We start from the raw sequence: 13,755 nt of genomic DNA on the forward strand, positions 1-13,755 counted from the left end.
CCCCTCAGTCCTCGAAGTCGGCCTGGTAGTCGGCGAAGGCCTGCGCCTCGCGCTGGACCAGCCGGTGCGGCTCGGCGTACACGTGCGCGAACATCTCCTCGTGCGGCGGGTCGGGCATCGTCTGGCAGGCCTTGCGGATCCGGGCGGCGAGCTCGTCGGCCTCCTCCTGGGTCCGCTCGATCCAGGCGTCGTCGACGGCGCCGGCGGCCCGGAGGTATGCCGTCATCCGGTCGATCGGGTCCTTCGCCCTCCAGGCGTCGACCTCGGCGGAGATGCGGTACTTGGTCGGGTCGTCGGAGGTCGTGTGGGCGCCCATCCGGTAGGTGAACGCCTCGATGAGCGTCGGGCCCTGGCCGCTGCGGGCGCGGTCGAGGGCGTAGCGGCTCACCGCGTAGCTGGCAAGCACGTCGTTGCCGTCGACCCGGATCCCGGGGAAGCCGAAGCCGTCGGCGCGGCGGTAGGGCGGGATGGTGAACTGCCGGTCGTTGGGTTCGGAGATGGCCCAGTGGTTGTTCTGGACGTAGAACACGACCGGTGCGCCGGTGACCGCCGCGAAGACCAGCGACTCGTTGAAGTCGCCCTGCGCCGTGCCGCCGTCACCGGTGAAGGCCATGACCGCGGTGTCCCGCTCGGGGTCGCCGCTGCCGACCGCACCGTCCCGGTCGACGCCCATCGCGTAGCCGACCGCGTGCAGCATCTGGTTGCCGATGACGATGGTGTAGAGGTGGAAGTTGTTGTCGTTGGAGTCCCACCCGCCGTGGTTCACTCCCCGGAACATGCCGAGCAGGTTCTCCGGCGGCACCCCCTTGCACCAGGCCACGCCGTGCTCGCGGTAACCAGGGAAGGCGTAGTCCTGCGGCCGCATCGCCCGGCCGGCGCCGACCTGGGCGGCCTCCTGGCCGAGCAGGCTGGGCCACAGCCCCAGCTCGCCCTGGCGCTGGAGCGCGAATCCCTCGGCGTCGACCCGGCGGACGAGGATGAGGTCGCGCAGCAGCCCGCGCAGGTCGTCCTCGTCGAGGTCCTCGAGGTATGCCGCGTAGGGCTCGGTCTGCGGCGTCACCTCGAGCCGGGTGCCGTCCGCGGCGAGGAACTGGACCATGTCCGGCCCGCCGTCGGTGATGTCCCGCTCGGGCGGCTCGTGGCCGGTGGGGGTGGCGCCCTCCGGCGCGACCTCGTCGTCGCTCACCCAAACACTCCTTCTGCCGTTGACCTGGCCGGAACGTTACCGCAGACGTCAACCTGACCTCGGGGCACGCCGCAGGAGCGGGGGTGCCGCGGCGTGCGGCGCCACCGGCGCCACCGGGCGCCGCGCGTCAGGCGCGGTCGCGCCCGTCCGGGAGGAGCATGCTGACGAACAGCGAGACGATCGAGATGATGATCGACCCGAGGATCGCGCTCCAGAAGAGGTCGTCGACGCTGAAGTCGAGACCCAGGACGCCGGAGAGCCAGGACGTCAGGAGCAGCATCAGCGCGTTGACGATGATGAGGAAGAGCCCGAGGGTCAGCACGATGAGCGGCAGCGAGAGCAGCTGGACCAGGGGCCGGACGACGGCGTTGACGAGGCCGAAGACGAGCGCGACACCGAGGATGGTGAGCAGCTGGGACAGTCCCCGGCCGCCGAACTCGATACCCGAGACGATGGCGGAGGCGACCCAGAGGGCGACGCCGTTGGCGACGACGGAGGCGAGGAGCTTCATACCCGCATGATCCCACGCAGCGGCGTCGTTACGCTGACGACATGACCGAGCAGCCCAGCCCCGTCCGTCTGCGGTCCGCCCTGAGCGGCGTGCCCGCCTACGTCCCCGGGAAGCCGCCGGCGCCGGTCGAGGGGGTCACCGCCTACAAGATCTCCTCCAACGAGAACCCGCACCCGCCGCTGCCCTCGGTCATCGACGCGATCTCGCAGGCCGCGCAGAGCGTCAACCGCTACCCCGACATGGGCGTGGTGGCGCTCACCGAGGCGTTGGCGGCCGACCTCGGGGTGCCGGCCGAGCAGGTCGCCACCGGCACCGGCAGCGTCGCCGTCCTCACCCAGCTCGTCGCGATCACCTGCGACCCCGGCGACGAGGTCGTCTACGCGTGGCGCAGCTTCGAGGCCTACCCCATCGTCGTCGCGCTCCCCGGCGCGGTCTCGGTGCAGGTGCCGCTGGACGAGCACGCCCGGCACGACCTGGACGCGATGGCCGACGCCATCACCGAGCGGACCCGGCTCGTCCTCGTGTGCACCCCCAACAACCCGACCGGCCCGGCGGTGCGCGCCGACGAGCTGGAGGCCTTCCTCGACCGGGTGCCCGAGGACGTGCTCGTCGTCATCGACGAGGCCTACCTCGAGTTCACCACCGAGGAATCGGTGCCGGACGCGCTCGCGGTCGCCCGCGACCGACCCAACGTCGTCGTGCTGCGCACCTTCTCCAAGGCCTACGGGCTGGCCGGGCTGCGGGTGGGGTATGCCGTGGCGCACCCCGAGATCGCCACCGCCCTGCGCAAGGCGGCGACCCCCTTCGGGGTGACCGACCTGGCGCAGCAGGCGGCGATCGCGAGCCTCGAGGCGCGCGACGAGCTGCTCGCGCGGGTGGAGGAGCTCGTCGCCGAGCGTGAGCGGGTCGTCGGCGCGCTGCGCGAGCAGGGCTGGGACGTCCCCCAGGCGCAGGGCAACTTCTGCTGGCTGCCGCTCGGCGACGACGCCGTGCCCTTCGCCCAGGCCGCGCAGGCGCGCGGCCTCATGGTGCGTCCGTTCGCCGGCGACGGGGTGCGGTGCACCATCGGCGAGACCGAGGCCAACGACCGGCTCGTCGACGTGGCGCGGGAGTGGCTCTCGACGCAGGGCTGAGCGGCGCGCGCCTCGGGGACCTGTGCCTCGGGGACCTGTGCCTCGGGGGCGCGAGCCTCAGGTGTGACGGTTGCCGAGCATGCGCCGCGTGAGCGTCGCCACGGCATACGTCATCCCCCAGCTCGTGGCGCCGACGACGAGCGTCGGGAGGAGCACCCCCTGACCCTGCTGGGCCACCGCGAGCCCGAAGAACCACGGCACCGTCATCCCGACCGCCCCGGCCGTGGCCATCATCCAGCCGCGTCCCCGCGGGCCGGCGATGAGCTGGGCCGCGACCGCCATGACGGCGAGGTTGCCGTAGGCCATGAGGACCTGGAAGACCTCGCCGGACCCGCGCTGCACGCTCCAGGACTGGCCGGCCACCCAGGCGAGGATCCCGCCCAGCAGCATGACCGGCAGGCCCTTGCGCAACGAGCCGGTGGCCACGGCGCTGGAGCCGTGGGGGGAGAGTGACATCGGGCCTCCTTCGGTTCCTCCACGATAGTCGGCCCCGGGACCGGCGGGTCCACGGCGGCGTTACGATCCAGGTGCCGTGTCCGTCACTCGAGGGAGAGCGCCACCGATGGAGGAGACCATCCAGCCGGCCGAGGACGTCGTGGACGCGCTGCCCGAGGTGCTCGCGCTGGCCTCGTCCTTCCCCGGGGCCACCCGCGAGCAGTGGCTGGAGCAGGTCGTCCGGGTGCTCAACCGGCGGCGCCCCGCGGACCGGCAGCTCTCCGCCGAGGAGTGCCTCGACGCGCTGCGCACGCGCACGGTCGACGGGCTGACGATCGAGCCGCTCTACCCCCCGACCGGGCGCGACCTGGGCGAGCCCGGCGTCGCCCCCTTCCGGCGGGGCACCACGGTCCGCACCGACGGCGCGTGGGACGTGCGCGCCCTGCACGACGACCCGGACACCGTGGCCGGCGCGGAGGCGGTGCTGACCGACCTCGAGCGGGGCGTCACCTCGCTGTGGGTGCGGGTCGGCGCCGGCGCGGTCGCCCCGGCCGACCTCGGCCGGCTCCTCTCCGGCGTCGAGCTGGGTCTCGCGCCCGTCGCCGTCTCCAGCGAGGACGACCAGGGCACCGCGGCACGCGCGCTGCTCGCGGTCTCCGTCGAGCGCGGTATGCCGCTCGCGCCGGGCAGCAACCTCGGGCTCGACCCGGTGGCGCACGCCGCGGTGACGGGCACCCCCGTGGACGTCGCGGGGGTGGGCGAGCTCACCCGTCACGTCCTGGACGACCACCCCGGGGTGCGCGCCGTCACGGTGGACGCCTGCGTCTACCACGACGCGGGCGGCTCGGACGTCGACGAGCTGGGCCTCGCGGTCGCCAGCGGCATCGCCCACCTGCGGGTCCTGGAGGCCGCCGGGGTGGGGCCGGAGCAGGCGGCGGACCAGCTGGACTTCCGGGTGTCGGCGGGCGCCGACCAGTTCCTCACCATCGCCCGGCTGCGGGCGCTGCGGGTGCTGTGGGCCCGGGTCCTGCAGGAGTGCGGGGTCCCGGCCGCGCGCCGGGGGGCCCGCCAGCACGCGGTCACCTCGTGGCGGATGCTCACCCGCGACGACCCGTGGGTCAACATGCTGCGGGCGACGACCGCGACCTTCGCCGCGGCGGCCGGGGGCGCCGAGGCGGTCACGGTGCTGCCCTTCGACCACGTCCACGGCTACCCCGACGCCTTCTCCCGGCGGGTCGCGCGCAACACCCAGGTCGTGCTCGCCGAGGAGGCCGGCATCGGGCGGGTCACCGACCCCGCCGGGGGCTCGGGCTACGTCGAGTCCCTCACCGACGACCTCGCGGCCCGGGCCTGGGAGTTCGTGCAGCGGGTCGAGGCGGAGGGCGGCCTGGTGCGGGCGCTGGACCACTCGTCGCTGGTGCAGGACGTGCTCGCCGCGAGCCGGGAGGAGCGGGCCCGGCGTGTCGCCGACCGCACCGCGCCCCTCACCGGGGTGAGCAGCTTCCCCGCCACCGACGAGACGCCGCTGGTGCGGGTGCCGCGGCTCGCGCCGGTCACGGGCGGTCTGCCGCGGGTGCGCGACGCCGCGGTCTTCGAGGCGCTGCGCGACCGGTCCCGCGCGCACGAGCAGGAGCACGGCACGCCGCCGCAGGTCCTGCTCGTCGCCATCGGCACCCGGCGCGACTTCGGGGCCCGCGAGACCTTCACCACCAGCCTGCTCGCGGCGGGCGGGATCCGTGGGGTGCTCGTCGAGGTCGACGGGGTCGCCGACGGGAACGCCGACGGGGTCGCTGACGCCGAGACCACCCAGGTCGCCGACGCCGCAACCACCCAGGTCGCCGACGCCGCCGAGGTCCTCGCGACCGCCATCCGCGAGGCCGGGTCGTCGGTCGCGATCCTCACCTCCAGCGCCGAGCGCTACGCCGAGCACGGTCCCGCCCTCGCCCGCGCCGTGCGCGAGGCCGGCGCGAGCACGGTCCTGCTCGCCGGGTCCGAGCGCGAGCTGGGCGACACCGACGAGCGGCCCTCCCCCGCCGACACCTCCGAGGATGCCGGTGCGGACGACCGTCCCGACGCGCCCCTCGTCGACGGCACGGTGCGGGCCGGCATGGACGTGGTCGCCTTCCTCGACGACCTGCTCGACACCCTGGAGGTGGCCCGGTGAGCATCCCCGACTTCAGCCAGGTTCCGCTGTCCCCCCACCCCGACCGAGCGCCGGGAATGGTTGCCCCCGATCCCGACCGAGCGCCGCACATGGTTGCTCCCGACCCCGACGCCGCTCCCGACCCTGGCACTGCCTCCGACCCCGGCGGCACGGCATACCCCGAGCTGCCCGAGCCGTGGCACACCCCGGAGCACATCGACGTCGCCCCGGTCTACGGGCAGGACGACCTGGCTCCGCTGGACTTCCTCGACACCTGGCCGGGGCTGCCGCCGTTCCTGCGCGGGCCCTACCCGACGATGTACGTCAACCAGCCGTGGACGATCCGGCAGTACGCCGGCTTCTCGACCGCGCAGGCGTCCAACGCGTTCTACCGCCGCAACCTCGCCGCCGGGCAGAAGGGCCTCTCGGTCGCCTTCGACCTGGCCACCCACCGCGGCTACGACTCCGACCACCCGCGGGTCGAGGGCGACGTCGGCATGGCCGGGGTGGCGATCGACTCGATCCTCGACATGCGCCAGCTCTTCGACGGCATCCCGCTGGACCAGATGTCCGTCTCGATGACGATGAACGGCGCGGTGCTGCCGGTGCTGGCCCTGTACGTCGTGGCTGCCGAGGAGCAGGGGGTGGCGCCGGAGCAGCTCTCGGGGACGATCCAGAACGACATCCTCAAGGAGTTCATGGTCCGCAACACCTACATCTACCCGCCGGGGCCCTCGATGCGGATCATCTCCGACATCTTCGCGTTCACCAGCGCGCGCATGCCGCGGTTCAACTCGATCTCGATCTCCGGCTACCACATCCAGGAGGCGGGGGCCACGGCCGACCTGGAGCTCGCCTACACGCTGGCGGACGGCGTGGAGTACCTCCGCGCCGGACAGGCCGCCGGGCTCGACGTCGACGCCTTCGCGCCGCGTCTGTCCTTCTTCTGGGGCATCGGCATGAACTTCGCGATGGAGGTCGCCAAGCTGCGGGCCGCCCGCCTGCTCTGGGCCCGGTTGGTGCAGCGCTTCGGCGCGCAGGACCCGAAGTCGCTGTCGCTGCGCACCCACAGCCAGACCTCCGGCTGGTCGCTGACCGCGCAGGACGTCTACAACAACGTGACCCGCACCTGCATCGAGGCGATGGCCGCGACCCAGGGGCATACCCAGTCGCTGCACACCAACGCCCTCGACGAGGCGATCGCGCTCCCGACCGACTTCAGCGCGCGCATCGCCCGCAACACCCAGCTCTTCCTGCAGCAGGAGTCGGGCACGACCCGGGTCATCGACCCGTGGGGAGGCAGCGCCTACATAGAGCGGCTCACCCACGACCTCGCGCGCGCCGCGTGGGCGCACATCGAGGAGGTCGAGGATGCCGGGGGTATGGCGTCGGCCATCGAGGCGGGTATCCCCAAGATGCGGGTCGAGGAGGCGGCGGCACGCACCCAGGCGCGGATCGACGGCGGGACCCAGCCGCTCGTCGGCGTCAACCGCTACCCGCTGGAGCAGCCGGAGAGTCTCGACGTGCTCAAGATCGACAACGCCCAGGTCCGCCGCGACCAGCTGGCCAAGCTGGAGCAGCTGCGGGCCGAGCGCGACGAGGACGCCTGCAGGGCCGCGCTGGCGGCGCTCACGGCGGGCGCGCGGGCGGCGACGGAGTCGGGCAGCGAGCCGGACCCGGGCGACCTCTCGCAGAACCTCCTCGCCCTCGCCATCGACGCCGCCCGGGCGCACGCCACCGTCGGGGAGATCTCGGACGCGATGGAGGAGGTCTTCGGGCGCTACACGGCGCAGGTCCGGACCATCAGCGGCGTCTACGCGAAGGAAGCCATGGGATCGAGCGGGACAGGGTCGCTGGAGCGGACGCTGGCGCTGGTGGAGGAGTTCGAGGCGGCCGAGGGCCGGCGGCCGCGGATCCTCGTGGCCAAGATGGGCCAGGACGGGCACGACCGGGGGCAGAAGGTCATCGCCACCGCCTTCGCCGACCTGGGCTTCGACGTCGACGTCGGCCCGCTCTTCCAGACGCCGGCCGAGGCCGCCCGGCAGGCGGTCGAGGGCGACGTGCACGTGGTCGGGGTGTCCTCGCTGGCGGCCGGCCACCTCTACCTCGTGCCCGCCCTGCGCCGCGAGCTGGACGAGCTCGGTCGCGAGGACATGATGATCGTCGTCGGCGGCGTCATCCCCGAGGGCGACATGGAGCAGCTGCACGAGCTGGGTGCCGACGCGATCTACCCCCCGGGCACGGTCATCCCCGTCGCGGCGGCCGAGCTGGTGCGGCGGCTGGGTGAGCGGCTGGGGCACGAGGGAGCGGGGGACGAGGGAGCGGGGGACGGCGACGCCGCTCGCGGGCACGCCGAGGCCTCTCACGAGGACGGCGATACCGAGCACGGGGACGGCGACGCGCAGGGCGGTCGCCCGGGTGCCTAGGCCGGTCGACGTCGACGACCTCGCCCGGGGCGTCACCTCGGGCTCGCGTGCGCACCTGGCGCGCGCGATCACCCTCGTCGAGTCGACCCACCCCGACCACCGCGCCGCCGCCCGCGACCTCCTGCGCCGCCTCGCCCCCACGACGGGTGGGACGGCATACCCGCAGGTCGGGACCGGTTCCCCGCCTGACGACGGGACCTCGGCCACCCCGTCGGTGCGCCTGGGCATCTCCGGGGTGCCGGGCGCGGGCAAGTCGACCTTCATCAACGCCCTCGGGCTGCGGCTGATCGACGAGGGGCACCGGGTCGCGGTGCTGGCCGTCGACCCCTCCTCCGCGCGGTCGGGCGGGTCGATCCTCGGCGACCGGACCCGGATGGGCGAGCTGTCCGCCTCCCCCGACGCCTTCGTCCGGCCCTCGCCGACCGGCCTGCACCTGGGGGGCGTCGCCCGGGCCACGCGGGAGTCGATGATCGTGGTCGAGGCGGCCGGGTTCGACGTCGTCGTCGTCGAGACCGTCGGGGTCGGGCAGTCCGAGGTGGCGGTGGCCGAGATGGTCGACACCTTCCTGCTCCTCACGCTGGCCCGCGCCGGCGACCAGCTGCAGGGGATCAAGCGCGGCATCCTCGAGATCGCCGACGTCATCGCGGTCAACAAGGCGGACGGCCCGCACGCCGCCGAGGCCCGCGGCACCGCCCGTGAGCTGGCCATCGCGATGCGACTGCTCCGCGGCGGGGAGGGCGAGCGTCGGGTCCCCGTGCTCACCTGCAGCGCCCTGACCGCCGACGGCCTCGACGAGGTATGGCGTGAGGTCCTCGCCCATCGCGCCCACCTCGAGTCCTCGGTCGAGGGTGGTCTCGCGCAGCGCCGTGGGGAGCAGCAGCTGCAGTGGCTGTGGGCGCTGCTGCAGACCGAGCTGTGGTCGACGTTCCGCGGCGCGCCGGCCGTGCGTGAGGCGGCCGCGGAGGTCGAGCAGGAGATCCGCGGGCAACGGCTGAGTGCGGTCGAGGGGGCGCAGCGGATCCTCGAGGCCTTCGCCCGGTCGGCCGCCGACCTGCCCTGGTCGCGCTGACGGGGCCACCCCGGGTCATCGGCGCGCACCGGCGCGGCCACGCCTGACTCCTACCCCTGACTCCCACACCGGCCGTGACGGTCCTGCCGTTCGCACCCGTCCCACGATCGCTGCCTGCACACCTCCACTGCCCGGACGCCTCCCCCTCCCCCGCCGCCCAGAGATCCTGGCCGTCCGCACCCCGCCAGCCCCATGCCTGCCGACCCCCGCTCGCCACAGCCCACCTGTCCACATCCCACCCGCACCCTCCACGCCTGGCGACCCCCGCTCGCCAACGCCGTCCACATCCCACCCGTACACCTCGGGTTCTCCACAGGAGGGCGTGTCGGAGAACAGATCTTCGAACATGTGTTCTATAGTGGAGCCAGATCGACACCAGGACGCCACAGGGGGTGGCGTCCCCTCGGGAAGGGAAGGGGGTGCGATCGTGGCGACCGTCAGTCCAGCGGACCAGGCCAGGGCGCACTCTCTCCTGCGACACGCCTTGCGCATGACCGGGATGAACCCGGCGTCGGTCGACGCCATGGCCCAGGCAGCGCTCGCGGTGGGGGCGGTCGACTCGGGCTCCCCGCTCGGGTCCGCCGCTGTTCTCGGCACGCCTCCCTCCCCCATCCCCACGCCGCAGACTCCCCACCGCGCCGGTCCGACCGCCTCTGGCACCGCCGAGCCATCGGTCGGCACGGTCACGCCCATCTCGTCCGTCGACGACCACCTCGCCCGCGCCCGCGCCCTGCTGTCGGTCATCGAGGGTGTGACCCAGACGGCGGCCCGCCTCGACGCCGCCCTCGTGCTGGCGACCCGGCACCAGACCGCCGCGATCGGGCGGTCCCTGCTCGCCGAGCGGGACGTCAGCTCACCCGAGGACCTCAGCACCCACCAGCGGCTCCGCTGGCGGGCCCGCGCCAAGGCGTTGTCGCGGCACGAGATCGAAGCGGCCACGGGCTGGGGTGCCGGCGAGGTCGTGGACCTGGTCGGGCTGGCGACAGCACCCCGCGAGGCGGCCCAGCCGGCGATCCACGCCATGGCCACAGGCGTCGCGCCCTGGCGTCTGGCGCGCTCCTTCTGGCGAGACTGCGGTGCCCTCGGCACCGACGAGGCCGCTCACGTGGCGGAGGTCCTCTTCGGGACCGACGCGGAGTCGTGCGCGCCGGAGCGCCTCGACCCCGACGGCGCGCTCAGTGAGGCCCCGTGGTTCCACCGGGAGTTCCGCGCGGCCCTGCGCCGCGAGGTGACCCGCGTGCGGGGCACCGACCTGGTCGCCGCCAGGGCGGAGCGTGAGGCAGCCCTGGCCGGCCGGAGCATGGGGGTCACCATCGACGAGAACGGCACCGGCATCGTCACGCTGCTCGGGTCCGCCCTGCAGGCGACGGCGATCGCCGACCGCATCGACCAGGCGGCGCGTCGTGCGCGGGCCTCCGGAGACGAGCGCACCCTGCCCCAGCTGCGCGCCGACATCGGGCTGTCACTCATGCTGCACGGCACGGTGACGCCACCGGACACCACGGCACCACGGCCACCCCGCCCGCTCGCGGGCTCGGCACCTGAGTCTGCACCTCCGGAGGACACGACCACCACAGGGCTTCGCTGGAGCCCGGAGCTGGCCCAGGTCTTGTCCGGTATGCCGTCAGCCACCCTCCAGGTCATCGTTCCCTACGCCGCGGTTCACGGCGGTCCACGGCTGACATCGACCGCGGCGTCCGAGCACGCTCCCGCGCCGCCGGACCCACTCGTCGAACCGCCCGGCCCACCCGTCGAGCCACCCGACACCACGTCCATCGACGACCTCCTGACCGTCGGCCAGGTGCTCGGGGCGCACTCTGCCTACATCTCTGCCGACCAGGTCCACGACCTGGCCGTGCTCCCCGGCACCGTCCTCGAGCGGCTCCTCGTCGATCCGGCCGACGGTCGGTGCGTCGAGCGCTCGCTCGAGCGCTACCGCCCCGACGCCGCGATGCGGGCCCAGATCCTCGCGGCGGACGTCACCTGTCGAGCACCCGGCTGTCTGGTGCACGCGGGAGCGTGCCAGCTCGACCACGTCATCGAGCACGGAGCCGCCGGAGGGGTCACGGCCGAGACCAATCTCGTGCCCCTGCACGTCGGGCACCACCACCCCAAGACCCTCAAGGCATGGGACAGCTCGCTCGCCGAGAACCGCAACATGACGTGGACGAGCCTGCTGGGCCGGCTCTACCGCACGCGGTCCCACGACTACCGCCAGTACGTCCACCGCGTCACTGACGCCCTCGACCGCGTCCATGCCGCGTCGACAACAGACCCTGCCGACCGGCTGCCCCAGGTCGATCGCGAGATCCTGCTGACCCTGGCGTTCAGGGCAGCGGGTGAGGGGTTGCAGGCCGGCGACGACACCGTCGAACCGGACGAGGGGCGGTTCGGCGGGTGGGGCTTCGTCTCCCTGACCCACACCGATGACCGAGGTATGCGTCGGTCCGGGCCGAGCGGCGCGCTCCTGGCCGAGCGCGCCGCGGCGCAGGCGGCCTCCCAGCTCTCCTCCGACGGCAGTGCCTCGCAGGGCCAGACGTCCGACCCGTTACCGGGCCGCTCGTCCGACCCGTCACAGGAACAGACCTCCGGCCCGTCGCCGGACCGAGTGTCCGACCCGCCGCAGGACCGGCGCGACCGGTCGGCGGAGCGCCTACGTCGGGACGAAGGGCCCCCACCCTTCTGAGCGGAGCGTCCTCGACGGTCACCGCCCTCCTGAGCAGAGCGCCCTCGACGGTCACCGCGACGGTCGACCCGGTCCACGCCGTCCCCACCCTCGTTCGAGGACGGTCGACCCGTCGACAAGGACCGACCGGTGAGCGCGTCCGCCGCGCAGGCGGAGCTCAGCCCTCGTGGACCGGTGACACGCCCTCACCCGCATAGGTCACGACCTGACCCGGACGGATCTGCGTGCCCCGGCGCATGACGACCTCGCCGTCGACCTCGACCTCGCCGTTCTCGATGACCATGCGCGCCATCGCGCCGTCGGGCACCAGGCCGGCCAGCTTGAGCAGCTGCCCCAGCCGGATGCTCTGGTCGCGGATCCCCACCGTGGCGACCCCGTCGCCCTCCGCCCCCTCGACGAGATCGGCGTGCTCGGGGTGACGCTCGAGGTAGTCCGGGACGAACGGGCAGGTCGGACGGACCTGCAGGCCCTCGGCGCGCGCATACTGCAGCGCCTCCTCGACGAGGCGACCGCCGAGGCCCTGGCCGCGGGCCGTGGGGTCGACCACGGTGTGCTGGAGATCGATGACGCCGTCGGTCAGCTCGTAGGACAGGTAGCCGATCGAGCGGTCACCGTCCTGGGCTTCCCAGCGGCTCCGGTCGGCGAGATGGACGATCTGCGTCATGGGTCCAGGGTATGCCGCACGTCCCCGACCTCGAGAGCGCGCCAGGTCACAGCCACCCCACCCGGCCGGCGAGCGCGGCATACCCGACGAACGCGACGACGTCGAGCAGCGTGTGCGCGACGACCAACGGCATGACCCTGCGGGTGCGCGTGTAGAACCACCCGAGGATGATCCCCATCGCGACGTTGCCGACGAACCCCCCGAAACCCTGGTAGAGGTGGTAGCTCCCGCGCAGCACCGCCGACGTGAGGATGATCGTCCACGTCGACCAGCCCGCCTGCGCCCACCGGGTGAAGAGGTAGCCGACCGCGATGACCTCCTCCACCACCGAGTTCTGGACCGCGGCCAGGACCAGCACCGGGACGGCCCACCACACGGACGGCAGGTTCGCGGGGGCGACCGTGGTGTTGACGCCGAGCTCGCGGGCGAGGAGATAGAGGCCGAGTCCAGGTATGCCGATGACCGCCGCCAGCATCGTTCCCTGCGCCAGGTCCCGGACAGGTCGGGTGCGGTCGAGTCCCAGCAGGCGCCACGGCCGGGCGACATCACGCCCGAGCAGGTGCAGGGCGAGCACGACGGGCACCAGCGCCAGGGCGATGCCGACGAGCTGGTAGGCGAGGTCGATCCACGGCTGGTCGGGGGCGGCGCTGGTGTTCATGCTGGTGGTCTGCGCCGCGAGCCCGCCAGGCGCCGTCAGCTTGCGGGTGATGCTGAGCACCGACCACACCGCCGACGCCCCGAGGCTCACCCCCAGGACGAGCAGCGTCTCGGTCAGCAGGCTGCGTCGGGGGAGAACGGTCGGTGGAAGGCGAGGGTCCACTCCCCCAGGCTAGGTGCCCGCACCCCAGGCCCGCGCGCGGTCCCGACGGCCGCTCCTTGGGAGGACCTCAGTCGTCGTCCCAGTCGTCGTCCAAGTCGTCCCAATCGTCGTCGTGCGAGCTCCCGTGGCCCGAGTTGTCGTCGCCTCCGTCGTCGTCACACTCCTCCCACTCGTCGTCGTCCCAGCACATGACCTGCGACGGCTGCACCGGGGCGGGCTGGACCGGGGCGGGGGCCGGCGCCTGCTGCACCGGCGCCGGCTGGGACTCCGCCTCCCGGGCGGCCTCCTCGGCCTCCTGCTGCGCCCTGGCCTCCTCGTCCGCCTTCCGCTCGGCCGCGGCCTGCTCCTCCGAGGCCTTCTTCTCCGCAGCCTTCTTCTGCGCGGCCTTCTTGTCCTTCGCCTCCTGCTCCGCCGCAGCCCTCGCCTCGGCGAACTCCTCGGACAACCGACCCGTCCCCTCCTGGACCGCGCCCAGCAGCTGCCCACTGGTCACGCCCCGGACACCGGGGGAGCTCGGCGGCAGAGCCTCCCCCGGTTCGAGGGCTCCCGCCACGACGATGCCCTCGGTCTCCTGCGCGTCCGCCGCGGCATCGACCCACAGCCATCCACCGGTGAGACCGATGAGCACCAGGGCGAGTACGGAGGCCACCATCTTCATGCCCACCAGTGTGCCCGCCCTGGA

Annotated in this window: 11 protein-coding genes and 1 pseudogene; 5 read left to right on the top strand and 7 right to left on the bottom strand. The window is 73.4% G+C overall.

Annotation, left to right across the window (positions count from 1 at the left end):
• Positions 1 to 4: 4 nt before the first annotated feature.
• Together pdhA and Q0967_RS09550 are read right to left on the bottom strand one after the other, a co-directional pair.
• On the bottom strand, positions 5 to 1,186 hold the full coding sequence (pdhA, locus tag Q0967_RS09545; RefSeq protein ID WP_299449714.1) for a pyruvate dehydrogenase (acetyl-transferring) E1 component subunit alpha: 1,182 nt from the start codon (positions 1,184 to 1,186) through the stop codon (positions 5 to 7).
• 127 nt (positions 1,187 to 1,313) lie between these two features.
• On the bottom strand, positions 1,314 to 1,697 hold the full coding sequence (locus Q0967_RS09550) for a phage holin family protein (protein WP_299449716.1): 384 nt from the start codon (positions 1,695 to 1,697) through the stop codon (positions 1,314 to 1,316).
• Positions 1,698 to 1,738: 41 nt separating this feature from the next.
• On the opposite strand from Q0967_RS09550, the gene hisC reads away from it, so the two are divergent.
• On the top strand, positions 1,739 to 2,830 hold the full coding sequence (gene hisC / locus Q0967_RS09555; protein ID WP_299449718.1) for a histidinol-phosphate transaminase: 1,092 nt from the start codon (positions 1,739 to 1,741) through the stop codon (positions 2,828 to 2,830).
• Between the two features lie 57 nt (positions 2,831 to 2,887).
• On the opposite strand, the gene Q0967_RS09560 is transcribed toward hisC, so the two are convergent.
• Positions 2,888 to 3,286 carry a hypothetical protein gene (locus Q0967_RS09560; RefSeq protein WP_299449720.1) on the bottom strand — a complete coding sequence of 133 codons (399 nt, stop codon included), beginning with the start codon at positions 3,284 to 3,286 and terminating at the stop codon, positions 2,888 to 2,890.
• Between the two features lie 106 nt (positions 3,287 to 3,392).
• Here Q0967_RS09560 and Q0967_RS09565 point away from each other — a divergent pair, with 106 nt between their 5' ends.
• The 4 genes from Q0967_RS09565 to Q0967_RS09580 all read left to right on the top strand — a co-directional run bounded on the left by Q0967_RS09565 (position 3,393) and on the right by Q0967_RS09580 (position 11,589).
• On the top strand, positions 3,393 to 5,429 hold the full coding sequence (locus tag Q0967_RS09565; RefSeq protein WP_299449722.1) for a methylmalonyl-CoA mutase family protein: 2,037 nt from the start codon (positions 3,393 to 3,395) through the stop codon (positions 5,427 to 5,429).
• Between the two features lie 89 nt (positions 5,430 to 5,518).
• Positions 5,519 to 7,834, top strand: a complete 2,316-nt coding sequence (gene scpA / locus Q0967_RS09570; protein ID WP_299449724.1) for a methylmalonyl-CoA mutase — start codon at positions 5,519 to 5,521, stop codon at positions 7,832 to 7,834.
• Entirely contained in the window at positions 7,827 to 8,903 is a 1,077-nt protein-coding gene (gene meaB / locus Q0967_RS09575; RefSeq protein WP_299449726.1) for a methylmalonyl Co-A mutase-associated GTPase MeaB, read from the top strand. Before scpA ends, meaB begins: the two co-directional genes overlap by 8 nt.
• A 490-nt stretch (positions 8,904 to 9,393) precedes the next feature.
• Positions 9,394 to 11,589, top strand: coding sequence for an HNH endonuclease signature motif containing protein (locus Q0967_RS09580; RefSeq protein ID WP_299449728.1), 2,196 nt, complete (start codon positions 9,394 to 9,396; stop codon positions 11,587 to 11,589).
• 157 nt (positions 11,590 to 11,746) lie between these two features.
• Here the strand turns inward: Q0967_RS09580 and Q0967_RS09585 are convergent, their stop codons facing one another.
• From Q0967_RS09585 to Q0967_RS09600, 4 genes and pseudogenes are all read right to left on the bottom strand, one after another.
• Complete coding sequence (locus Q0967_RS09585) at positions 11,747 to 11,953, bottom strand: RNA-binding S4 domain-containing protein (protein ID WP_298752702.1); 207 nt, start codon at positions 11,951 to 11,953, stop codon at positions 11,747 to 11,749.
• A gap of 45 nt (positions 11,954 to 11,998) precedes the next feature.
• Positions 11,999 to 12,334: pseudogene (locus Q0967_RS09590) on the bottom strand (GNAT family N-acetyltransferase); the annotation flags it as partial.
• Positions 12,300 to 13,073 carry a CPBP family intramembrane glutamic endopeptidase gene (locus tag Q0967_RS09595; protein ID WP_299449730.1) on the bottom strand — a complete coding sequence of 258 codons (774 nt, stop codon included), beginning with the start codon at positions 13,071 to 13,073 and terminating at the stop codon, positions 12,300 to 12,302. The pseudogene Q0967_RS09590 and the gene Q0967_RS09595, both read right to left, overlap by 35 nt.
• 67 nt (positions 13,074 to 13,140) lie before the next feature.
• Entirely contained in the window at positions 13,141 to 13,731 is a 591-nt protein-coding gene (locus Q0967_RS09600; RefSeq protein WP_299449732.1) for a hypothetical protein, read from the bottom strand.
• Positions 13,732 to 13,755 lie beyond the last annotated feature (24 nt).

This window comes from uncultured Serinicoccus sp., assembly GCF_947500995.1.
In the GTDB taxonomy this organism is placed as follows: Bacteria; Actinomycetota; Actinomycetes; order Actinomycetales; family Dermatophilaceae; genus Ornithinicoccus.